Below are 24,775 nucleotides of genomic sequence, written 5' to 3' on the forward strand. Positions count from 1 at the left end.
TCATCTAAATATATCATGGTCATGATAAGTATTCGAAAAAAGAAAATGAGCGGATTTCTGGCGATTATCCTATTGACATTTACAGCTGTCGCACAAGACTTTAAAAAAGAACAGAAAATAAAAACTCTAGTTGTTTTTTTTGATGGCCTTCGCCCTGATTATATTACTCCTGAACTGATGCCTAACGTCTATTCTATTTCCCAATCGGGAAGCTATGGCAAACGGCACCATAGTGTTTTCCCAACTGTAACAAGGGTTAATGCCACCTCATTTTCCACTGGTAGTTATCCGACTACACATGGTCTAATGGGGAATTCTGTCTATTTTCCAGAAGTCTATGATAAAAGAGGCATAAATACAGGGGATTATCACGAATTGGAAAAAATTAACAAGACTACAAATGGCAGATTACTTACCTCAACAACCTTAGGAGAGATAATTCAAAAAGCGGGAGCCAGAATGATGGTATTCAGTTCTGGCTCAACAGGTCAGGCACTTATGCAAAATCATACCGTCGCGGGCGGAGCAATTATCAACCCCGAACTCATTTTACCATTGTCCCTAAAAGAGGAAATTATCAAGGACGTTGGTCCCATTCCTGAAAAAACGAAGCCCAATAAAGCTCAACATCAATGGATAACGAATGCCTTTTTAAAGTATGGACTTGATTCCAACGGTCCATTAGTGAGTTCGATTTGGTATTCTGACCCAGATGGCACGGCACACAGTAACGGGATAGGAGATTCAAAGGTGACGGAGGCTATTAAATTTGTCGATGCAGAATTTGGGAGAATATTGAATGAGATGCGGAGCCAAAACCTAGAGCAGTATTTTAATATAATCATTTCAGCAGATCACGGATTTATAACGCATATAGGCAACATAAGCATTTCTGATTTTTTGATTAATGAAGGTTTAAAAAAAGACAAAGACAGCGACGATGTAATTCTTGTGGGAGGCGCTATTCATGTGAAAAATCATGATTGTGTTACCATCCAAAAAATAGTTACCGCTTTGCAAAATGAAGATTGGATAGGGGCTATTTTTTCCAAGGCAAAAAAACCTGGTGAACTAATGGGAAGTATTCAAGGAACCCTATCATTTGAATCGATACACTGGAACCACAAAGAGCGTGCTGCCGATATTTTGGTTGATGTAAATTGGAATGACAGTATTAACGAAAATGGTTATGCGGGAAAGGGTTATTTAAAAGGGTTAGCTGGACATGGCGGTCTTAGCCCGTATGAAGTTAACATTGCTTTATTGGTAAAAGGACCAAGCTTTAAGAAGAACATTATAAGTGCATTACCCACATCAAATGTAGATATTGCCCCGACCATTTTAGCGATTTACGGCTTGCCCATACCTGAAACAATGGATGGCAGAGTTATTGGAGAACTATTGACCGGGAAGAGGGCAAACAAAAACACACAGCCAAAAGAAGAGAGTATTAAAGCGACCGTTGAATTAGAAGATGGCAGTTATAATCTAACTTTGAATCGGACAGCTTTAGGCGAATATTTCTATGTAGATTCTGCCCAAGTAGAAAGAACTCATTAAAAATAAGGTGAACTATACAAATCAAAAGACAAGAAGCGCTAATGACTGTATATTCCCGACCTTAAAAAGATTTTTTTTGCGACCAACGAAATAGGCAGTTAAAAAAAATTAAGTTAATATACAAAACACCACCATCAGTAAAAGCATAAACATCTATTACTGAAGGTTGGTGTCTTTAATCGAACGTTTCCTTATCTAAGAAAAAGATTAGGAAAAAATTATAATTTTATTTTTTTACCAACTTTCTTAATACACTTTGTAGATGTCCATCTAAAAATAACATTTAGATTCCTTAAAGAAATGGAATATTTAATTTTATCCCAGTTTATATATGGTTAACTGCAGTATTGTCCTTGAGTAAGGTTCCTAATCGTTGACCATATGGAACTAGCATATGGTTTTGAGTCAGTTCATCAAACGTTTTACCAAAACTAATACTCTATCAAGCCCAGGTCTTGTTATTTCAAGCTTAAATCAATGTAAGATTTGAGTCTCTAAGTGAAAATAAAATCTCAAAAATTACTTGACTTCAATAGTCCTGACCAATGCTACTATTCATGACAGAAGTTTTCCATCGTCTCCATGCAGCTTTCATATTCTCAAGCTTTTCAGGCTTATTATTTGCTAAATTATGCTTTTCCGCTGGATCGTTTCCAATATTATAAAGTTCAAAAATTTCATCCTTATTCTTTCTATAAATTTTAAAATTATTGTCAATTAATGCCGATTGACCCTGAAATTCAAAAGCCAATGGTTTTAATCTTTCCTTTACATCTTTCTTTACAATAGGAATTAGGTCAACACCATCAAAAGGACGGTTGTCATCAACTAAACTTGAACCTAACAAATTTTCAATTGTTGGAAAATAATCTGAGGTAAAACAGGGAATTTCCACTTTAATACCTGGCTCAATTTTCCCATGCCATTCCATAATACCAGGCACCCTGATTCCCCCCTCGTAAAGACTTCTTTTTCGTCCTCTCAACCCCTTTGTCAGGCCTTGGGTTCTCCCTTCCACTAGTTTTCCTTCAGGGCCATTATCACTAGTATAAAAGAGTACCGTATTTTCAGATATACTTAATTCCTTAAGCTTAGCGCGTAAACGTCCCACCTGTTCGTCCATAGCCGATATTACTCCATAATAATGCTGTTGATCTAAAGAAAGCTCATCATAAGGTTTTCTATAATTATCACCTGCTACAACAGGTAAGTGGGGACTATGAAACCAAACTATACTTAAAAATGGCTTATTGGTTTCCACTGCGTTTTCAATAAAAGGAATTACTCTATCCATAATTATACGTGAATCGTCTCCTTCTAAGTTTTCATTAACTATTTTATTAGGACCGGACCAATACGAGGTTCCAAAAGATTCTCCTCTTACCAATGTTTTTTTTACATCACCCGAAGCTATTGAGGGTGTAATCATGGGGTTCCATGTTGGAACTTTGGACTCGGTCACGAAGCTTACATCAAAGCCATGCTCCCAGGGTGGAGCATAATGTGCGTCATGTGCCTTTCTACCTCCCCTATTGGCATCCAAGGTATCTTTTGTGAGTGTGCCTAAATGCCACTTCCCAAAATGACCGGTTGCATAGCCTTCAGCCTTCGCCAATTCCCCAATTGTATACTCTTCTTTCTTTAAATGTCCACAATTGGCCTTACAAATGCCATAGCGCAAAGGGTGCCTACCAGTCATAACACTTCCGCGTGTAGGGGAGCATACCGATGAAGCCGCATAAAATCGATTAAAAACAGCACCGTTATCGGCCATGGCATCTAAATTTGGGGTCCTTAAATATGGATGCCCATTGTACCCTGTATCGCCCCAACCTTGGTCATCCGCCATCATTAAAATGATATTAGGACGAATTTCACTTTTTTTAGTTGTCACATTTCCGGTTTCACTTTTTGATTTACAAGAAACCAGTAAAACAACTATGGTGATTAAAATCACCATCACCACTCTATTAATTTGTACTCCAATTGTATTACACGCCATTAGATACCATTTAGATAAAGTTTTAATATTTGTTTTAATTACTCTCATGTAGCTAAATAATTATAGATTCAAGTCTTAAAAATTATTTCTTATTCGATATAAGAAAACGCATCTATAGTTACTGGCCCCTTATCATTTCCTTTATAATGTTCCCCCGTGGCTACAAGCTCTAGTTTATGTAATCCTAGAGGAAGTGTTTTAGTTTGATAAATAATCATATTTTGTAAATCCACTCCAAAATAGCAATCAATCTTTTCAATAAAAATATCGTCTATAAATACATTAAAGCTTCCCATTTCTTTACTGATTCGGCCATAACAACGTGCCTGTGTACCAGAAAAAAAGAAAGCTGCCGAAGCTCCCTCATCAGTTGCCACCTGTTCGGCACCAAAATAAATACTCTTCCCCATTTTATTTTCACTCCAATTGCCTTTATATACAATCGAGAAGTCACTGTCATCAACTTTATTCCAAAATCTTGTTTCTTCTTCTGTACTAACAAGTAGCGCTTCATATTCTACTCTTGCATCACCTTCAACAGGAAACTTAATTTTATAAGTTTCATATGCCTTCAAAGCTTTAATATCAAACTGTTTAAGTAACTCTCTTTTTTGATTGAAGTATTTAAATATTTTCAATTTACAAGGAGCTGATTTTTTGAGGCCAAAGTTTTCTACTTCAGTATACAGAATACTATCTTTAATTTTTATAGGTAAGGTTACTAAAGACGCTGGGTCTTCTCTATATTGAGGCAGTAAAGCATAGCCAAATACAACTTCTCCAGTCATAGCTCTACCCAGTATTTTTAAATCATAATTTGAACTGCCGATTTCTGAACCGTCCCATATAAAAGTCACTTCCAAATCACCTTTAACTACCTTCGACGCTACAGGCTTCAACCCTCCTCCAAAATTCACCGCTTCGGATACGCCTAATCTCAAGGACTCTATATCTATTGTATCGGCAGGGTTATAATCTTTCTCTGCTTTGATTCTTATTTTTACTTCCTGTGTATTAGACGTTATTATATCAGTGTTAACTATCTCTATCAAACGCTCGGTAAGGAGTGGCAATATCACCTGTTTAGAATTATGTTGATCGTTACCAAGATCGAGATGCTTTTCCACATCAATAACGGCCAAAGAAAGATTTGTAGCCCTCCCAAATTCGTCCTGAACAACCTTAGGACGTTCAAATTTGCACCATTCGTTAACTGTGCCATCAGAATATCGAAACACGGATTTATCGTACGGTTCACCAGGCTCTATATTCCAGTTGATGCCATCTAAAGAACGCATATAAACGGATTTTTTATCTACTGCATGATTAAATATGACATGGTACTGATAACGGCTTTTCCAAATAACGGGATCCTCAGGGTAACCACTATATCGGTCATAATTACGCGATGAAACAATTTCATAAGGTCCAGTAATTTTCGTTTTTGAAATCATGACGTCTCCCCGTTTGGTAAAAAATAAGAAACTGCCATCCTTACGTTGCAAACCCGTAAGATTGGTATACAAATGTGTTAGTCCTTTGTGTCCCCTCTGGTCTATTTTAATTTTTCCCTGAAGTTCCCAAGGTCCATTAAATTTTTTCGAGGTATACATATTTCCTTTACTTACATGTAACAGATATGTTCCATCATTTAATTCAATTACCTCAGGATTATGGGCTAATGGAAGTATGGTTCCGGTTACTTTATATGGCCCCAGAACACTGTTGGCGACAGCATGAGCCACTTCTGATTTAGGCCAACCCCAATGCCCCGTTGCTTCGCGCCATCGGGCAATAGCAATATGATATTTACCGTCTTTTCCCAAAATTGGGTTCCCTCCCCAATAGCTCCATTCTACCCCTTCTACACCATTATCCAAATCCCTAGGTAAAACATTGTCATTACCCCAAATATTGTCACCCATGAGTTTTTTAGTAATTGGAATAGGAAGTATCAGGTCCTTAAAACTTCCACCCTCAACAATATTAACGGATTGAGGTGTCCCTTGAGACAGACCAGTTAATGTGCCAAACATATATAAGCAAATAACAATTGTGTATTTAAATATCATCCTTTTATAATTTTTTTTATTTCTAACTGTAGAATCTTCATTCTTTATAAAAGCAACATGATTTGCTCTATTCTACTCATCTCTGTTAAATGAAGTGAAAGGCAAAACCTTTAATATTTCTTCTGCTTCTAAACGTTTTATCAAGTATTAATTTTTTTCTATAACACCTTTAATTCTAGGAAACTCATCATCTGTATCGCCAATCTCTTCCCTTGTCTCAAAAAGTTCAATTTTTAGCTCATTGATAATCGGAGCATATTCAAGATTAGCATATTGATTTATCATTTCGTTGGGATCTTTTTCCAAATCATAGAATTCCCATGCTGCCGGCGTACTTTTCCAATACCGATTGCCATCTTTTCCACTAACTCGTTTCTTGTCGTGAATATTAGTATAGTCAACACCATAAAAGAATATGAGCTTATATTTTTTTGTCCGAATTCCAAAATGTGCAGGATTGTTATGACCATGAGCCATGTGCATCCAATAACGATAATATGTTGCTTTGCGCCACTCTGCAGGTTCATTTTGGCCTTTTAAGGCGCCAACAAAACTGCGTCCCTGCATATAATTGGGTGTTTGTACTCCTGCTATTTCCAATAATGTGGGTGCATAATCGGTGTTATTAATTAGCCAATCATTGTGCGTGCCAGGCTTGATCATTTTAGGATAATGTACTATAAGCGGCATTCGTATTGATTCATCATACATCCAACGTTTATCAATAAAATCATGTTCGCCCAAAAACATTCCCTGGTCGCTGGTGTAAACAATAATGGTATTCTCCGTTAAATCATTTTCTTCGAGATAATCCAATATGCGTTGAAGGTTGTCATCAATTCCTTTTACACATCTTAAGTATTCCTTTAAGTAAAACTGATAGGAATAGTGCGTTAATTCTTTATCTGTAAGTTCTTTTTTCCCTAGTAGTTCTTGAATTTTGGATTTGTAATATCTTGAAAGATTCCTCTTGTCCGGCTGAGGAGAGATAGTAGAGCCTATGACTCTCACGAGCGAATCGTTTATTCCGCGTGTTCCTATAGAACCCCAATTCTCACTTGGTTGATTGTAAAGGTTTTGTGGTTCAGGAATCTCAACACTAGCTAAATAATCCTTATACCTGTCAGCATAGACAAACATGCCATGTGGCGCTTTAAAATGATGCATCAGAAAAAAAGGTTTACTCTTATCTCGCTTATTTTCCAGCCAATCCAAGGAAATATCGGTCAAAACATCAGAGGAGTGCCCTTCCGTGTCAATTACGTCAACCTCTTTCTCCAAGGTACTATCAAAGCGAATCTTCCTCTTTTTTCCTCCTTCACTTACATGTATAACAGGGTTCATGTACCTGCCTTGCCCAGCTATAACCGCAAAATAGTCTGTGTATTGAGGTGAAGTGTGAAGATGCCATTTTCCCACAACGGCCGTATTATATCCCGCCTGTTGTACTTCTTTTAGCAAATAGTGTTTTTCCCTGGGTAAACCTGTATATAGATCATAAGCTTTATTTACGTGGGAATACTGCCCAGTCATTATGGTTGCCCTACTCGGAGTACAAATAGAATTGGTACAATATACATTTTCAAAAACCATCCCGTTTTGAGCTAATTTATCCAGATTCGGAGTAGGATCGAGGGACGCTAACCTTCCCCCATAAGTTCCAATAGCCCGGTCGCAATGGTCATCGGCCATAATGTAAACGATGTTGGGTCTTTCTTGCCCCCTAGCACCATTAAAACTAATTGTGATAAAAAATATTAACGTTAAAAATGTTTTCATATATGATAGGTCTTTATTCCTCATAGTGCTAGGTTTTCCTTTGTCACTTCGTTTAGGTCCCGTGCACCGGTTTATTGCCATTTATGACTATTTAAAAGTTTCGTTAATTCTTGTATCTTTTGTGACCTAGATTTAATAAGATTCCTTTTTTCATACGGGTCGTCACTTAAATTAAATAAGGCGACCGGCTCATTCCTTTGAAATATCAACTTCCAATCCTTATTACGGATAGCAAAATGGCCCGCAGACGATAACATTACCAAGGAATGACGGACTTCCTTGCCTTTAAGCATGGTCGGTAAAATATTGTAGCTGTCCTCACCTCCTTCGTTACTATACGATATGTTCAACATTTCCGAAAAAGTCTTATGAAGATCCAATAAACAAACCAGATTGTCATTTACCTGTCCTCCTCTTATTTTTGCGGGCCATCTCATTATCAAAGGCACACGATGACCACCTTCATATACCCCCCCTTTAAAACCTCTTAAATCACCGCAGCTTTTATGCCCATAGTCTTTGCCATCATCGCTCACTTTAACGGCGCCATTATCACTAGTTACAATTAGTACGGTATTTTCGTTTATTTTCAATGCTTCAAGTACCTTCATTATTTGACCTACTGTCCAATCAAACTCTGCCACCATATCACCACGCTCGCCTGCCTCACTTGTTCCTTTTATAAAATCAGGCGGCGTGCATGGTCTGTGTGGAGAAACCGTCGGTAAATAAAGAAAAAATGGTTGCCCAGGATTCTGTTTTGTTGATTTTGTTATAAAGTCAACTGCTTTTTGCGTCAAATCAGGACCGACCTTTCTTGGATCCCAACCCTTAACCATCCAACCTTCATGAACTTCAACTGCAGACACCCCAGGATAAATTGTATCCTTTGCTTTTCTCCAAATAGTTGGAACTCCAACGGTATAATCATTTTCTATATAACAAAAAGGCTCCATATTATGTCCAGCTCCAGAAACAAAGGCATAGTCGAACCCTAAGTAATTAGGTCCATTATAAATAGGCGTGCTAAAATCTACATCCCTTGTTCCATGCCTTCCTTTCTCATGATGTGTTTTGGGTTTCACAAAATCTATATTCTGTTTTCGGAGAAAATTCATACCCAAATGCCACTTCCCTACAACTCCTGTTGTATAACCAGCTTTTTGAAAGACATCGGCTAGAGTAGTTTCTTCTTTATGTATTAAAGGGTTGTCATACCCCGACCATGAAACTTTCTTCTTTAGCCGACTTCTCCAGCTATACCTCCCCGTCAATAATGCATAACGAGATGGCGTACAAGCTGAAGCTGCAGTGTGTGCATCTGTAAAACGTATGCCCTGTTTACTTAACGCATCCATATTTGGCGTAGGGATTTTTGATTCAGGGTTATAACATTTTGGATCACCATAGCCCATATCATCCGCCATAATCACAATGACGTTGGGTGGTTTATTTTGATTTGTTTGAGCACTTGTTGATAATGTAAAAAAACACAGAAGGAGTGTCATTACAGAAAGTATAAAACTAGTTTTCATTAAAGAGCTTACTAAAGGTTTTTATTTTTTTTTCTTGTATATCCCTTTCTTTATTCGCTTTATCATATGTTGATTTTAAATTACTGAGATTTACAAAGTTTAACTGATGATTTGGATTTTTGATAGGAAATTCCGCCTCCATATCATTGAGCTCGTATTGAAGGGTTTTTGCTAATTCTTTGACTTTCCATGGAATTCTATCCGACAAATCGTTTTGCTCCGATGGATCCTCCTTCAAATTAAATAATAAATAGCCCCCTGCTTCATCGTTATAAAAACGAATCAATTTATAATCGCCCTCTATTATTGATGAAAAAGGACTGGTACTTCCTGTATAATGAGGATAATGAAACACTAACTGGCGTTTGTCCACAACTACCTGCCCCCTCAAAACCGAAAGAAAACTTTCGCCGTCCATATTCTGTCCCGATTCCAGTTTTATACCAGCTATGTCCAAAAATGTCGGATAAAAATCCATACCAATAACACGTTTTTTTGATTTTCTCCCTGGTTTTATCATTGCTGGCCATTTAACAATTAGTGGGACTCTCATAGCTCCCTCAAACGAATAACTTTTGCCTCCCAACAAAGGGTAATTTGATGTACTATTGTTTAAGCCTCCATTATCCGAGGTAAAGATGACCAGCGTATTATTTTCAATTCCGAGTCTTTTCAGTTCAGTATTAATTCGCCCAATACTCTCATCTACAGAAACCAGCATGGCCGCATACTCTGGATTATCTTGATCCGTGGTAGCTTTATTTTTAAACCTTTTCACCAATGCAGGTTTTGCCTGTATTGGATTGTGCACCAAATAATGGGAAAGGACAACCATAAATGGTTTTTTTGAGTTTTTTCGAATAAAATCAATGCACTCATCGGTTAAAGCATCTGCAACATACTTATCGTTTTCAAGATTGTGCAATCCAACTCCGTAAGGTTTAAATGTTTCCCCCCAATGACCCGAAACTGCGGTTGGCACATGTTTATTTCTGTATCCAATGGCCACTTCAAAAAGTTATTTACCATATTTTCTTCATTTACCCAATAACGTCCGTTTATCATTTACTCTTTGAGGAGGTTTAGATAACAAAACCTGTACAGATAAACTAGAGATTACCTTTTGTAAAAGGAAACCACAAACGTCAGACTTACAAGTTTGTATAACCCAAAGTTGGAAATGGGAGGATAATCATTTAAGTAGCAAATAACACGACTAATATCCAGGGTTCTGTTCCAACGTAGCCTCGGTATTTCTTTCAATTTCCTTATTTGGTATTGGCCATAAATTTTGCGTATCATTTATTGGATTAGAAGAGTAAAAACCGTTATGCATAGGGTTGTATATTCTTACCCTTTCCACTAGTTTGTTCATTCTCATTAGAGTAAGTAATCTAAACTCTTCAATGAAAAGCTCTCTTGCCCGCTCGTCAAGTATGGTATTTAAATCAACTTCACTAGCCGTTATCTGATCAGCATTGGCTCTGAACCTTAGCGCATTGATATCATTGGCGGCATTTTCAGAATCCCCATTTAAATAGTATGCTTCCGCCCTTAACAAGTAGGTTTCGGCCAACCTCATAAGATATCTATCCCTAAAGCTTGATCTAGCTCCATTATTGGTAGCTCCTGTCTCAGGGTCAGAAATGACATCGTCGGGAAAATTTCCGATGGGTGCGCTTTTAGCAAAAATCGCACTCCAATCACCATTTAATTCATTTGAAGCCCCCTCAATTGCACCACTTGCAACCATCATTTGACCAAAGAACGCAGAATTGGGGTTGTCAACTTCTAAATCTCTAATAATGTTAAAATCAGAATTCCTGATATCATTGTTAGAATTAACCCAAATCTGGTTTAACATATAATCCGATGCTACCCACCATCCGATTCCTCTACCACCATTTTGACTAGAATGTCCAAAAAATACATTATCTCCGTTTACATCTTGCAACTGCCAATATTGAGGCACAAGAAATCTAGCCAGATCATCCGGAGCTCCGCCTCCTGGAGCCAAATGTTCATATTGACTAGCCCAAATTGTTTCCGTATTACCGCTTCCCCTATTAACATTTCCTATTTGAAAAAGGTCCCAAAAAACATCACCTGGTTCAGAAATCCTGCTTCCAAACCGACTAGTCATTAATTCAAAATTGGGATTATCGATAACAGAAGTAGCATGCACAATCGCCTGATTATAATCTCCAAGCATAATATGCACCTCCGTCAAAAGATGATTCGCAGCTGCCTTTGAAACCCTACCATCCTGTTTTACATTATTTATATCAGGAAGATTTGCGGCAGCTTCGTTAAGATCTATCAAAACTTGCTGAAGTACTTCATCTCTTGATGCTCTAACAAAATCGCGTTTCGGAGTAGTTATTTCCTCAAGACTTATCGGTACCCCTCCATACATAATGGCTAAAGTTCTATATGCATAGGCTCTAAAAAATTTGGCCTCGGCTAATTGACTCAATTTCTCTTGCTCGCTTTGATATTCTACATATTCAATTCTATCGATTATTGTATTCGCATTTGATATAATTTTATACAAACTATCCCACCAAAAACCTATATCAGCGGCTTCGGGTGTAACGTTATCAGCCCATGAATTTAGTCTATGGGTAGTAGAAATAGCATCGTAAGCAACATCCGTAAGATAGTACATAGCCCATGTAGGTGCAGCACTAGCGTAAAATGCTGTATGAATATCTTCATATAACTTAACTACTGCCAAATCAATTTGGTCAGGAGTTGTATAGGAGTTTTCAGGCGAATAAAAGTCATAGACTTTTTCTTCCAGAAATTTATCTTCGTTGCATCCAACCAAAATACTTATGAACGCAAAAATGACTATCAAAAATTTTATATTATTCATTTATTTTTTTCTTAAAATTGAACATTTAGGCCTAAAGTGTAGCTTCTTAACAAAGGACTGGTAGGAGCAAATCCAACACCGGTTTCCGGGTCACTTCCATTCCACTTGGTCCAGGTAACCAAGTTTTTCCCACTAAGAAATAAACTAGCACTATTTATATGTATTTTTTCTAAAATGTCTGCAGGCAAAGCATATTTGAAAGTAACATCTTGTAACCTCACAAAGTTTCTTTGAGTCAAAGGATCCCCGCCGTATTGAGAAGCAGTGTCAAGTCTACGATACTTTGCCTCCGGATTTTCTGGCATCCAATAGTCCCATGCTCCACTAGGAACATTACTATAGCTCAATTGATCAGATTTACTTAAACTATTTTGTGCATGAGGAGTATCATTTCCATAAAAATAATCCTTTCCACCTTGTATTGAATTAATGAAAAAATAAGTGCTGAAGTTTTTATAAGTAATAGTATTTCCAATGCCAAAATTATATGAAGGGTCTCTATAATTAAGTATTTTTCTATCGTCCAAAGAATTGATTTCTCCATCATTATTTAAATCAGCCAGTTTGTAGGTTCCTGGTAAAAATCCCTGCCATATATTTCCATTAGCCTCATCCTCTAGCTGCCACATTCCGATTATTTCATAACCATAGTTAACATTTTGTGGTTCACCAATAAATAATTGGTTCCCAATTAAATCATCCTCTACCCCATCTCCATCATTGTCAGCTCCCAGTATAGACTCTATCTTATTTCTAACCCTGTTGAAATTAAATGAAGTATTCCAATTAAATTTGTCTTGGTTAATTATGTCTAAATTTAACGTAAGTTCCACCCCTGAATTAGATACTTCCGCAACATTTGAATTTATCGTTTCAAAACCTGTAATTTCTGGGAGTGATATTTGATATAAAATATTTTCGGTCTTATTTGTATAGTAGTCTACGGTACCATTTACCCGAGAGTCAAATAAGCCAAAATCAAATGCAAAATTAGAACCTGTTGTTGCTTCCCAGGCAAGATCAGGATTTGAAAGACTTATCGGCTCTTGTCCCAAAAAGGTTTGACCTCCATCTCCAAAAACTACACTGGGTGAAACATTAGTCTCTGACAAGGTATCGTATCTACCTAAGCCCCGTCTACCAGATTTTCCATAACTCACTCTTAATTTCAAATAGTTCATCCAGCTAGAGTCATTTACAAAATCTTCATTAGTTATAACCCAACCCAATGCAGCCGAAGGAAAAACTGCAATTTTATCATTTGCTCCAAAACCGGAAAAACCATCCCTCCTAATTGTTCCTGTAAAAAAATATTTATTTTGATAGTTATAAAGGAGTCTTCCCATTTGATAGATACTAGTCTCCGCCTCTTTAGTTGAAGACACCTCATTGAGCGTTGGGTCTCCTGCACTAAGGTTATTATAGCCTAAAAGGTCTAAACTAAAGTTTGATGCTGCAGCCAACGTACTTGAAAGCTGTCTTTTTTCTACTCCGTATACAAGTGTAGCATTAACATTATGATCATTGTTGAACGTCTTTGTATAATTCAGGATATTATCAAATGTCCAATCTCTATTCTTTGAATGATCTTTTGATCCGCTACCTTGAAAATTAGCAGCAGAAGGATCAAACCGGGACTGATCTGTGGTTCGGTAATTATTTGCATAGTTGAGTTTATATGAGAGACCATCTATGGGCAATTGTAAATTAGCATAAAGAACATTTGATAAATTGTAGCGAATATCAGAATCATCAATTTCAAGAGCTAAAAAGGGATTCAGCCATTGACCTTCCGGGTTTGGAATCAGTTCTCCGTTATCATCTCGAATAGGAGCCCAAGGCTGAAGGTTAAAATAGGCATTTTGATAATTTGCTGCCTGTCCGGAATAATCGCTCACTGTCATAAAAGTCTGAGTTCCTATCGTCAACCAATTATTTATTTTAGCGTCAAGATTAACCCTGAAATTATATCTCTCATATTCATCCCCTTGAATAAATCCTTCTTGGTCGGTAACCCCTAACGAGATAAAATATCCCAATGCATCACTTTTACCCTGAATACTAAGATTGTGTGATTTAATTGCTCCACTGCCTGTCAATAAATCAAACCATGGCGTATCAATTCCATCCTCATACCCTTGTCTAATTTCATTAGTCTTTAGATTAGTTGTAAAATCATAATCAGGATTCGTGTTTAAATAATCTGGGGCTATCCTACCTCCTTGTGCCCAAAAAATATCTGGATAAAATTGTTCATACTCAGCAGCATTCATTGGTTCAAACCTATTCGATGGGGTTTGAACAGTATAACTTGTAGAGTAATTAATCTTTGGTTTGCTCAAAGAAATTCCTCCGCCTTTACTAGTAATAACAATAACACCGTTGGATGCCTGTGATCCATAGATTGCCGTAGAACTAGCATCCTTTAATATATCAACACTTTTTATGTCTGCAGGATTAATATCTATTAAATTTCCTCTATAAATAATACCATCAAGAACAATCAACGGTTGATTATCGCCTTCACTGTTTGATAGACTATTTTGTCCTCTTATTGTTAGTGAAGGATTGTCTCCTGCATTTGTTACTGCCCCTACATTTAATCCAGCGATGGACCCTTGTAGAGCTTGAATGATAGAAACATTTGATGTTTCCTCTGCGTTTTTCAAGTCCGCACTTGCGACCGCTCCGGTTAAATCACTCTTTTTTGCTGTTCCGTACCCAATCACAACTATTTCATCCAAATTTGCAGTATCCTCTTCAAGAATAATTTCTATGGTTTTAGTAGTTTCCGCAGCAACTTCCTTAGAGGCAAAGCCTACATAAGACACTAACAATATTGCATTTTCATTTTGAATTTTAATTGAGAAGTTACCATCAAAATCTGTTGTCACACCATTCGTTGTCCCTTGTTCTATAATACTGGCCCCTGGCAGAGGCTGTCCAAAAGAATCTGAAACCTTACCTGACACAATCAATGATTGCATCTTTTCATCAGACCCAGTCTTACCAATTATTGTTATTATGTTCCCATTGACATCTAGTGTAACCCCTCCGTATAAAACACACATTTTCAACAACTTGCCTGCCCTAATAGTACCTTTATTCACCTGTACTTTAGGTACATCTTTAAAAAAACCTTCTGGATAAATAAAACTGTAATCGGTTTGACTACCTAATAAATCAAATACCTCGTCTACAGACAAAGTTTGACTTTTGTCTATGTGAATTTTTGCATTCTGTGAAAAAATTTCATTAGAAGTAAATCCAAAAACAGTCGAACAGAGCAGGAAAATGAATGTCCTCATGATTAATTTTAATAGGTTTTTCCGGTTAGGAAAAAGGTGGTTGGTATACTTAATTTTCATAAATTTGAGTATCTATTGGTTAATATTTCTTAATCAATTTTTCTAAAAGGGGATAAAAGTGCAGTACTGTCCAGGTCTAAACTTTATTCCCTTTATTTTATAATAATTTTTTCATCGTTTATTTCATAAGCTTCTATTTTACTTGTTATTAAAATACTGTTTAATATTTCTTCTAAAGATTCCTCTTTTCTTAATACACCATTAAATTTCAACGAAGCGATTTCCGATTTTGAAAATTCGAAATCCACATCATACCATCGTGACAAAACCTTTGTAATCTCCCCTAATGTCTTTCCTTTGAAGTTAAAAAGTCCTCTCTTCCAAGATATCTCGCGTTGAACATCCACATGATGAACACTAATGGATTTATTTTCAAGATTTAAAACGGATTGCTCACTCGGAGCAAGAACTTTCTTTTCTGTAAATGTGCTTACTGCAACCTTACCTTCAACCAAAGTGCTATAAATACTTGTTTCGTCCCTATATGCTTTTATATTAAATACCGTACCCAGAACTTCTATTTCTTGTGAGATACTTTTAACCTTAAATGTCGCTCCTTCATGATTACTGCTAGGAGACACCTCAAAATATGCTTCTCCATATACTAATTCTACCTCTCTAGGTTTTCCTTCTATAAATGAAACAGGATACTTCAACTTACTTTCGGAGTTTAACCATACGAGAGTACCATCGGCCAACTTTAAATGAAATTGACCTCCACGAGGAATAGTCAGATAGTTATATTCTTCTTGTGAGCCTCTTTTACTAGTAGAATCATACACCAGTTCTTCACCGTCACTTCGAGTGTACTTGGTTTCAACTGTTTTTCCTTTTTCCAAATCTATAGTAGACCCGTCCTCTAGAGTTAAAATAGCCTTCCCATTACCTCCATCAATACTCCTTTGATCGGCAATGGATTCTACTTCTTCAATGCTTATTGAATCCATTGATGAATTGAAAACTTTATCCTTGAACATGTATCCAACTAAAAAAAATATAATTACTGCGGCAGAACTTACAAATCTTAACAAGCGCTGTCTTTTAAGTATATCTTTTTCATGTTCAATATAACTGAGCAAAGAATTCTGGGCGGCATTTGCATCGAACTTCAGTAAATTTAGATTAACACTATGATTAATTCTGACATATTTAATAAACTCCTCTCTATTATCAGAATCTTCAATCCAATGAGAAAGTTCATCTAGCTCTGAGATAGAAGCTTGTCTTGTTAAATATTTTGCAATTAAATTCTTCATTAATTTCAAATCAGTTAGCCTTTCAATAATTAAAACGTGTAAAAATTACACTACCCTTGTTTTTTTGATAACATTTTTTTTATATTGTCAAATATTAAGCTACAACTTTCCATAATTCTCATAATGAAAATTAGTTTTATCAACGATATTGCCTTTATTAAAAGCCTAAAAAAAGGAAACTCAAAAGCTTTTACTTACTTAGTAGAACAGTACCATCATAGACTATGCAACTATGCATATGGACTAGTCAACGATAAGGATGTATCTGAAGATATAGTACAAAATGTGTTTATTAAAATTTGGAAAAAGCGCAAAGCACTGAAAGATGATATTAATTTGAAAAATTACCTATATAAGTCTACATATAACGAGTTCATAGACCATTACAGGAAAATACGTCCTGTTTTTTCATTAGAAAAAATACATATTGAATCCCTCTCTCTCTTTGTGGAAGAAGACTCTGGAAATTCATTGGAAAAATTGCTTCTTGAAGTAAAAAAAGAAATTGAAAATCTCCCTCCAAAATGTAAACAAGCTTTTTTATTAAGTAAACAGGAAGGTCTTACCAATATAGAAATCTCAGAATACTTGGGTATTTCAATAAAATCGGTGGAAGGCCACATTACAAAAGCCTTTTCGATTTTACGAAAAACCTTAGATAAAAAATCTCACGGCATTTTCCTTTTACTCTTTAGATCTAATCTGGTTTCAAAAACGACGTAATTATCTATTTGTAGTAAGAGAAGGTTTTGCAACTATATCTCATGAGTCTAAACAGTTAAAAAATTGTCTTGCTACTTTGTACTTCATTTTTTTTGCCCCCTCCTACTAAAAGCTCCAAACAAACGACTTCTGAAAAGAATTTACTGAAAATCAGATAATTGTTTACTTTAAAACCAAAGAAAGAATTATACCGACATAGCAAACAGTTTTAAAGTATTTATAGATAATAGTGCTAAAATTCGAGAATTTTGTCAAACTCACAACCCAAAGGTCGCTGGTTCGAGTCCAGTCCCCACTACTAATTAAGAAGCCATTTATCTGAACAATCAGATAAATGGCTTTTTTTCTTCCCGAATTTTTTTCGGTTTTCAGGATAAAGACCAAGGTCGGTGCCGCCAAAATTAGAAGCAGCACCGACCCACACAGTCTAAAAATTAAAAAATTCAGGTATTTCCCTAAGCTATGTACGGTATTCTATCAATCATTAATTGCTTTGTCAGTTTTTATATAGGGTGTAGGATACTACTCTTTGATCAACTGCCGAACAGTAGACTTTCCATCTTGTTCAATGGTCAAGAAATACACACCACTTTTTAGTCCCGATAAATCGACGGATTCATCAGCGGAAACGCCCGATTTAGAGAATATAACCGTACCTAGCATATCCTGTAGGGTCAGGTTTGCCGCCTCCCCGTCAAAATTAACGGACACGTATTCCGTAAAGGGGTTGGGATATACCCTGATTTCTTGTGAAATACCATTGTCAGAAGCTATCAGAGAGGAATTCAAGGCCGTGGCTGCCGAAGCCGTGCCCTGCTTTGTAATCCTGATCCAGTTGATATTCCATCCTCCCGAAATCGAATAGAGACCGAACTGATACGTACCTGCACTTACATTGACCGTTTGTGAAACGGTAGTCCAATTCTGCCATCCTCCCGTGTTGGGCACCGAAAGCTCACCAAGCACCGTTTCGCCCGCCTCCAGATCGGAAGAAAACCGACCGCCGTCGACGGCACTGGCCACGCGATACTCGATCAAATAATTTCCTGATGACGGGAAGTTGATCCCTGGATAGGACATCCAACTGCCGTTATTGATATAACCCACGTTCTCGCCGCCTTCGGAGCAGGGTTCCTTTTGTACGTCGTTGGAGTATAAATAGCTTTCCGCCTCGATTTTAAGGGTGTTAGCGCTATCGTTGTCGTCCCCCTTTTGGTAGACCCTTACGTAATCTACCAACATTTGGGCCGGAAGCTTACTTTGATCCACATCGAATCCTGGCCAATCGCCTCCTACCGCCATGTTCAACAGAATAAAAAACTCGTTCTGGAATTCCCCAGTACCGTTGACACCGTTGCTAATATCCACTTCGTTAAACTGCTGCCCGTCTACGAACCATTTGATGGAATTTGCATCCCACTCAACAGAATAAATATGGTACTGCCCTGGATCGCTTACCCCCACGTCGTCACCGTAGGAGGCATGATCACCATTTTGATCGGACCAGTGGATAGTACCGTGAGTCTGTAGAGCGTTATTGATGCGCTCCATGATATCTATTTCCCCGCAGGCAGGCCAGCTCACACTGGTAATATTGTTCCCGAGCATCCAAAATGCCGGCCATAGACCTTGACCTGAAGGCAATGCGATTCTGGCCTCTATTTTCCCGTACTTGAAACTCTTCCGACCTTGGGTTTTCATTCTCGCCGAGGTATATTGGGCACCGCCAAAATTCTCGTGTTTTGCGGTAATTACCAGATTGCCATTCTCGACTGCGGCGTTTTCCCGTCTGTAATACTGCAATTCATTGTTGCCCCATCCGTTGTAGCCCATGCCGGTCTCAAAGACCCAATCAGGGCCAATACCGTCGTCGAATTCATCTTGCCAGACCAAGTTGTAATCTTGGGCCGAAAGTATGGGGGTCATGCCAAAGCATAAGACCATCAGCAAATACGTAATAATTTTTTTCATCTTGTTCTAATTTTGTGCTTGTCCATTAAATTTTAAATAACCGTAATAACAAAATGACCACCGGAATAGGAGACCGTCAATTAAACCTTTCCGGCAGCCATTGCAAAAGAGTTGGAAGATGGATTATACCATCTTATTAATTTTTAAGAAGACGCTGGGTTTTCTCCCCAGCCCCTGTTTTCATCTTTACGATATACATTCCCTTGTCTAGAGTCGATAAATCTAAGGAACTACCGACTTTCAATGTCTGCGGAGCCAATACTTCATGACCTTCCATGTTTAGGATCATTACATCCATTTCGCCTTCCCCCCTTCCGAAGGTCACCGTATCGTAAAACGGGTTCGGATACATGATGGTGGTCGTTTCACTTATGCCTTCCTGATTTAGATCGGCCCGTAAGGCCGTGGAGTTTCCTTGTGGGGAAATGCGAATCCAGTTGATGTTCCATCCTCCTGAAATCGAATAGAGACCGAACTGGTACGTACCTGCATTTACATTGACCGTTTGTGAAACGGTAGTCCAATTTTGCCAACCTCCCGTGTTGGGAACCGTAAGCTCACCAAGTACTGTTTCGCCCGCCTCCAGATCGGAAGAAAAGCGACCACCACTAATGGCACTGGCCACGCGATACTCGATCAAATAATTTCCTGAAGACGGAAAGTCGATATCGGAATAGGCCATCCAACTGCCGTTATTGATATAACCCACGTTCTCGCCGCCTTCGGAGCAGGGTTCCTTTTGAACGTCATTGGAATCGAAAAAGCTTTCCGCCTCGATTACGTGTGAAGGTAGCGGGTCGAGGCTCGAACCACCTCCATCGCCGTCACCCTCGATCGGACCAAGGGTAATCTTTGCACGCAGAGGCTGTCCGGTACTAATGGTCGAAGATTGGTCGAATACATCGTCATAGGCAAAGGTATAGGTCTGGCCCTCGAAACTGATATCTGCTCTGTGAAAGAATTTCGAGTACCAATTATAAGGTTCTACCTGATAATACCTTGAAGCGTCCCCGAAGTCCTGAAAGGCTCCCGAAGGTGCGTTCAAGTCGATAGCATGTCGTGTAATCGCAGCGACCATCTGTGCCTGTACCACTAGGTCCCAACGTTGCCCGGAGGCCATAACACCACTGCCTTCCATCGCCATAAGGGTGGTAGGTTTTCCGGGGATGGTGGCCACTTGACCATCACTTTCCCGTTCAAACACAAAATTAGCACCCTGTACCCTACCTCGCCATCGGCCGGCATCCCCAGCGTTGAAATAGAGTTCGGCATTACGGTATTTCGACCAGATCGCATCGATGTAGCCGTCCATATAATCCGCCGGAAAGCTATCGTCTTTGGTGGGGAATTTTATGATTCCCTGATCTCTTTTCAAAAGTCCCTGAAATTCGGGCGGAGCCGTTCTTGCCCATGCATCCTGAATTTCCTGTGAGGATTTCAACTCCCCGACCTTTTTAAAGAAATCTACTCCTTCTACTTCAAGTCCGATAGGGTGTTGAAAGGCATCTACCCTCGAAGTATTGTTAAAGATTCCGAATTCGTTATAGGTAAGCTCGATGGATTCAAATGTAATTCCCTGGTTGGGGTCTGTAGGATTCTCTAGGTTGGGGGCCGCATATCCCCTTGGGTCACCATCATATCCAAAAAAATAGAGATAGAGCGGACTTCCAAAGGAAATCAAGATACGACATCCCGCAATTTTTGGGATGTTTACCGTTTTATTAGGGATGTCGCTCAACTTCCTGAAGCAGTTCGCGTAGCGACCGTCAAGTCCGGGACCGAGATTGCCATTGATGACAGGGCCGGGTACGGTATTATCGGAGCGGGACATCCTATTGACCTGCCCGTTTACGGGGTCTACCCAAACGAAGCCTCCAATTTCGCCGACTACGGCCACGTAAACTTCATCATCGGGAAACTCCGAATTGTTCGCAATCTGATAAGGCAGGGTCTGAGCACTCAAAAGGGCCCCTCCAAGAATTAGATATAACAGTGTAAAGTAGAATGTTTTCATAGCATTTCGTTTAATTAATTTTTACAGTAAAAAATGGGGCATGAAATAGGCGAGTCAAGCTAAGTCAGCACAACGGCCACTATTATTTTTTGACACCGCTAATTTATCAGTTCACACAAAAAGATTTAAATAACGCGGCAATACAAAATGTATACATCCCATAAAATAAATTAAGACAGCGTAGGAATTAATACACAACACACTGTAGTCATTAAGCTTTCGCGATTATAATTCACACCAACAATCTGCTCAAAAAAGAAGACAAACAGCAGGTTGTAGTGATAATGTTGTGATAGGATATAGGTTTCCCCGCTGGCCTTAAATACTCAATATATAGTCCGTCAGCCCATCATCGTGGGACAGGCCTATTTTTTTTCGCAGGCGGTACCGTTTGACATCGACACTACGCACGGTAATATTCAATAAGGGGGCAATTTCTTTTGAGGACAGGTTCAATCTAAGATAGGCGCAAAGGCGTAAGTCATTTGACGTTAGCTCAGGGTGCTTTTTCTTGATTTTTTTCAAGAATTCAGAATCGGCATTGTTGAAGGCATCCTCGAAAAACTTCCAATCGTCGGCATGGTTAATGTTGCGGTCGATGGTACGTATAACGGACTTTATCTTGGGATCCTCAACCCCCTTCAGCTCTTCCTTGATGGCATTCAAAAATTTGTTCTTTTTGATCAAGCTCATCGTCGATATGGCCAATTCATGGCTTTTGCCCTTAATTTCCTGTTCCAGTTTTTCGTTCATGACCTGCATAATCTCCCTTTCGGCCTCCGCGCGCTTGTGCTCAAGCTCACGCGCGCTCTCTTTTTCCAATCGGGCCTGCTGTTTTTTGTAATAATTTCGGGAAACGCGGTGAACCAAATAGAAAAGGAGACAACAACAAATCGCATAGACCGCTATCATTATCTTCGAAAAGTACCAGGGTCTCGCAATGGTAAAGGCATAGGACGCAATATTCTCACTTAGATGATTACCGGTCTTGGCCCGTACCTTGAATACATAATCGCCGCTGGATAGCTTTTCAAACACCGCTTTCGAACCCAGCGTCCAAGTTTGCCAATTGCTATGCAGGCCTTCGAGCTGATATTGGTAATTGGATTCCAGATATTTTGCGTATTCGGGTATGCTATAGGTGAATTCAATGCTATTTTGACCCGCCTCGAATTCGCCCTTCTCAGCTATTGGAAGGCTTACGGCGACCTCGGGATCGTCGGTTTTAAGAGCTACGGAGTTGAGCCTTATATTATAGACCTTTTCCTCTAGTTTTTTCAGATCTAAAGTAATAAACCCGTTGGATATGCCTATCAGATATTTATCATCAGAGAGGGGAATAAGACACTCAAAACCCAAGGGACCCAAATTTCGTCGGAAGGCCTCCGGAATCGGGATTTGAACCCGCTGTTGTCTTTCGTTAAAGTTACCGGGACTCAAATACTGAATATTTACGTTGGTAAAACACCAAAGTCTGTCGGCCGAAGTATCGGCCATCAGAATACCGATAGGTCTTTCTTCCTCGGAAAATAGGTTAGCCGTAAAAACACTGTCCTTTACAAAGGTTTTCGAATCAGCTTCATAATCAAAAACCCCCAGATGACTCATAAACAGAATGTCATCTTGGAACTTGACCAAGCTGGCTCCCATACCGTTAGGCGGTTTTTCATCAATTTCGACGACCCTTTGGAAGTCGGGATCGAGTTCTAGGGTAAAAATGCCCTTGTACTCATGGTTGACCAATATCTCCCCACTTTGGGTGAACTCAAAGAAACGGCTCGAAATATCGAAACCTTCGACGGTATTTCGAAGCGCCCACCCATCATCATCCTTTTGTAAAATACTGAGTCCCCCATAATTCCCCTGTAGCAATAGGTCGGGCCGGTCGGCAATCTTTTTGACCCCCCATGATCCCGGAAAATCGGAAATCAGCTTGGCCTTTCCACCCTTGACCGTAAAAGTACCCTCGTTATGGCCGCAGAACAGCGTATTATCGACTACGTTCAGGGACCAGACTTGGCCATTCGTATTTTCAATAAACTCAAAATCGCCAGTCGTATCCGCAGGTTTGAAGAATAAACCCTGATTAGTGCCTAGATATAGATAGCCGTCGAAAATCGTGGCGGCGTACACTACACCTAAAGCGCCCATTTTGTCAACATATTCCTCGAAAAAAGAGTTCAGGTTGACTACGCTGATACCATTATCGAGACCCAGCCAGAGGTTTTGTTCCCTATCTTCATAGATGGCCAATACCGTGTTGTTACCTAGGCCAGTTCCTTGATTGATATGATGCAGAATGTTCCCTTCGGTATCTAAATGGTAGATCCCATCGGCAATGGTACCCACAATAAGACTACCGTCCATAAGTTGCAGTCCGCTATAGATGGTAAGAGATTCCAGTTGGTCGGAAGCTGGTATTTTCCATGGAGATAGACGACCATCCTCCAAAAAAAAGAAGGTTCCGTTCTCCAATAAAAGCAATGGTTTATCTTGTATTTCGAACAATCCGATAATCGTAGTGGACTTAAGTAAGGGGTGGGTCGAAACTTTGGTTGCCCCGCCGTCTTCAATCTTAAAGAGTCCCTCCCCCGAACGCTGGAAGAACACTGTACCGCCCACTTCAAAGATACGTGCACGAGTTGAAGGCGCATCGATTATATTAAAGGTCTCGGCATCGGTATCATAAATATAGATACGGTGGAGGGACTGAAAGAAAATGTACTGATCTAGTATAAGAATGTTCCAGAATTCCTCGTCCTCCACCAAAGGGGTTTCCAATTTATCGAGTAGACTACGGTACACCCGATCCCCAAGGGGATTGGTTTCCCAATAACCAAATTCCATGTAACATCCGGTGTAAATCAGGTCGCCCTTGGCCTTTACGGAACGGATGACAGATCGATTAGTGGTATAATAGGTTTTCCAATCCTCCCCGTCGTATTGAAGCAACCCACTATTGTTACCAAAATAAAGGTATCCCTCCTTGGATTGCGAGATGGCCCAGTTTTGGGTCTCTGCCCCGTAATCAAAGGTCTCAAAGTTCTGTATAGGTGGAAGTTCCTGCGCCCGTAACAATAGGGCTGTCAAAAAAAGTGTAGTAAAATATAGTATTTTCAAATGATTACGTCGTTTTTTCAAATTGGCACCCTACATAATTTGTATACGTTTATATACCACTGTATGGTTTGTTTGTAAACATATGGCAATGCACATTACCATACGCTTACTCCGATCTCTGGTTTTTCGCTCCAGAACATATAAACGCTGAATTTGCTCTAATATATAGTTAGCTCTGGATGCATTATTATCCAGTGCTTTTTCAAAGTTAGCTCTAGTTTAGTTTTGCGGTTTCCATACGAAGGATGACTTATAAGAAGTGCTCTAATATCGCTTTCCAGATCTGTATTTTCTATTCGTTTCATATTTTATCTGTATCTAAATCACTTATAATTAAGAAAGCTTTTTTTAATTTAACAAGAATAGGTTTGATAATTCTAAAAGTAAAGTCTTACATCTAGTATTAATTTAGAAACTTATCTTTATTTAAAAAACAATTATATAAATCATTACCCTATGAAAAATGTAATTTTTAACAGTTCTTTTCTTTCGTTGGA

At 38.8% G+C, this 24,775-nt stretch carries 13 protein-coding genes; 2 read left to right on the forward strand and 11 right to left on the reverse strand.

All coding sequences use genetic code 11. The features are described from left to right. Nucleotides 1-21 precede the first annotated feature (21 nt). The gene (locus ZOBGAL_RS04720) at nucleotides 22-1,560 is read left to right on the forward strand and encodes an alkaline phosphatase family protein (protein ID WP_046287752.1); all 1,539 of its coding nucleotides are present in this window, start codon (nucleotides 22-24) and stop codon (nucleotides 1,558-1,560) included. Nucleotides 1,561-2,089: 529 nt separating this feature from the next. Here the strand turns inward: ZOBGAL_RS04720 and ZOBGAL_RS04725 are convergent. From ZOBGAL_RS04725 to ZOBGAL_RS04760, 8 genes are all read right to left on the reverse strand, one after another. Beyond that, nucleotides 2,090-3,610: a sulfatase family protein gene (locus ZOBGAL_RS04725; protein WP_013992368.1), complete on the reverse strand. Its 1,521-nt coding sequence runs from the start codon at nucleotides 3,608-3,610 to the stop codon at nucleotides 2,090-2,092. A gap of 41 nt (nucleotides 3,611-3,651) precedes the next feature. Continuing rightward, a complete protein-coding gene (locus ZOBGAL_RS04730; protein WP_013992369.1) occupies nucleotides 3,652-5,634 on the reverse strand; it encodes a glycoside hydrolase family protein in 1,983 nt (660 codons plus the stop codon). A 147-nt stretch (nucleotides 5,635-5,781) separates the two neighbouring features. Beyond that, nucleotides 5,782-7,413, reverse strand: coding sequence for a sulfatase family protein (locus ZOBGAL_RS04735; protein ID WP_046287754.1), 1,632 nt, complete (start codon nucleotides 7,411-7,413; stop codon nucleotides 5,782-5,784). A 71-nt stretch (nucleotides 7,414-7,484) separates the two neighbouring features. Next, a complete protein-coding gene (locus tag ZOBGAL_RS04740; protein WP_013992371.1) occupies nucleotides 7,485-8,948 on the reverse strand; it encodes a sulfatase family protein in 1,464 nt (487 codons plus the stop codon). Continuing rightward, complete coding sequence (locus ZOBGAL_RS04745; protein ID WP_013992372.1) at nucleotides 8,938-9,957, reverse strand: sulfatase-like hydrolase/transferase; 1,020 nt, start codon at nucleotides 9,955-9,957, stop codon at nucleotides 8,938-8,940. Before ZOBGAL_RS04745 ends, ZOBGAL_RS04740 begins: the two co-directional genes overlap by 11 nt. Nucleotides 9,958-10,164: 207 nt before the next feature. Further along, complete coding sequence (locus ZOBGAL_RS04750; protein WP_013992373.1) at nucleotides 10,165-11,826, reverse strand: RagB/SusD family nutrient uptake outer membrane protein; 1,662 nt, start codon at nucleotides 11,824-11,826, stop codon at nucleotides 10,165-10,167. Nucleotides 11,827-11,837: 11 nt separating this feature from the next. Further along, the gene (locus tag ZOBGAL_RS04755; protein ID WP_013992374.1) at nucleotides 11,838-15,134 is read right to left on the reverse strand and encodes a SusC/RagA family TonB-linked outer membrane protein; all 3,297 of its coding nucleotides are present in this window, start codon (nucleotides 15,132-15,134) and stop codon (nucleotides 11,838-11,840) included. A gap of 152 nt (nucleotides 15,135-15,286) precedes the next feature. Continuing rightward, nucleotides 15,287-16,450 (reverse strand): FecR family protein, encoded by a 1,164-nt coding sequence (locus ZOBGAL_RS04760; protein WP_013992375.1) that lies wholly within the window; start codon nucleotides 16,448-16,450, stop codon nucleotides 15,287-15,289. 123 nt (nucleotides 16,451-16,573) lie between these two features. Between ZOBGAL_RS04760 and ZOBGAL_RS04765 the strand changes: the two genes are divergently transcribed. Next, complete coding sequence (locus tag ZOBGAL_RS04765; protein ID WP_013992376.1) at nucleotides 16,574-17,173, forward strand: RNA polymerase sigma factor; 600 nt, start codon at nucleotides 16,574-16,576, stop codon at nucleotides 17,171-17,173. 522 nt (nucleotides 17,174-17,695) lie between these two features. On the opposite strand, the gene ZOBGAL_RS04775 is transcribed toward ZOBGAL_RS04765, so the two are convergent. From ZOBGAL_RS04775 to ZOBGAL_RS04785, 3 genes are all read right to left on the reverse strand, one after another. Then, the gene (locus tag ZOBGAL_RS04775) at nucleotides 17,696-19,144 is read right to left on the reverse strand and encodes a carbohydrate-binding protein (RefSeq protein ID WP_013992379.1); all 1,449 of its coding nucleotides are present in this window, start codon (nucleotides 19,142-19,144) and stop codon (nucleotides 17,696-17,698) included. Between the two features lie 136 nt (nucleotides 19,145-19,280). Next, nucleotides 19,281-21,158, reverse strand: a complete 1,878-nt coding sequence (locus ZOBGAL_RS04780) for a beta-1,3-glucanase family protein (protein WP_013992380.1) — start codon at nucleotides 21,156-21,158, stop codon at nucleotides 19,281-19,283. Nucleotides 21,159-21,476: 318 nt separating this feature from the next. Beyond that, nucleotides 21,477-24,248: a triple tyrosine motif-containing protein gene (locus tag ZOBGAL_RS04785; protein WP_231854796.1), complete on the reverse strand. Its 2,772-nt coding sequence runs from the start codon at nucleotides 24,246-24,248 to the stop codon at nucleotides 21,477-21,479. Nucleotides 24,249-24,775 lie beyond the last annotated feature (527 nt).

The organism is Zobellia galactanivorans, from assembly GCF_000973105.1.
GTDB classification, from domain to species: Bacteria; Bacteroidota; Bacteroidia; order Flavobacteriales; family Flavobacteriaceae; genus Zobellia; species Zobellia galactanivorans.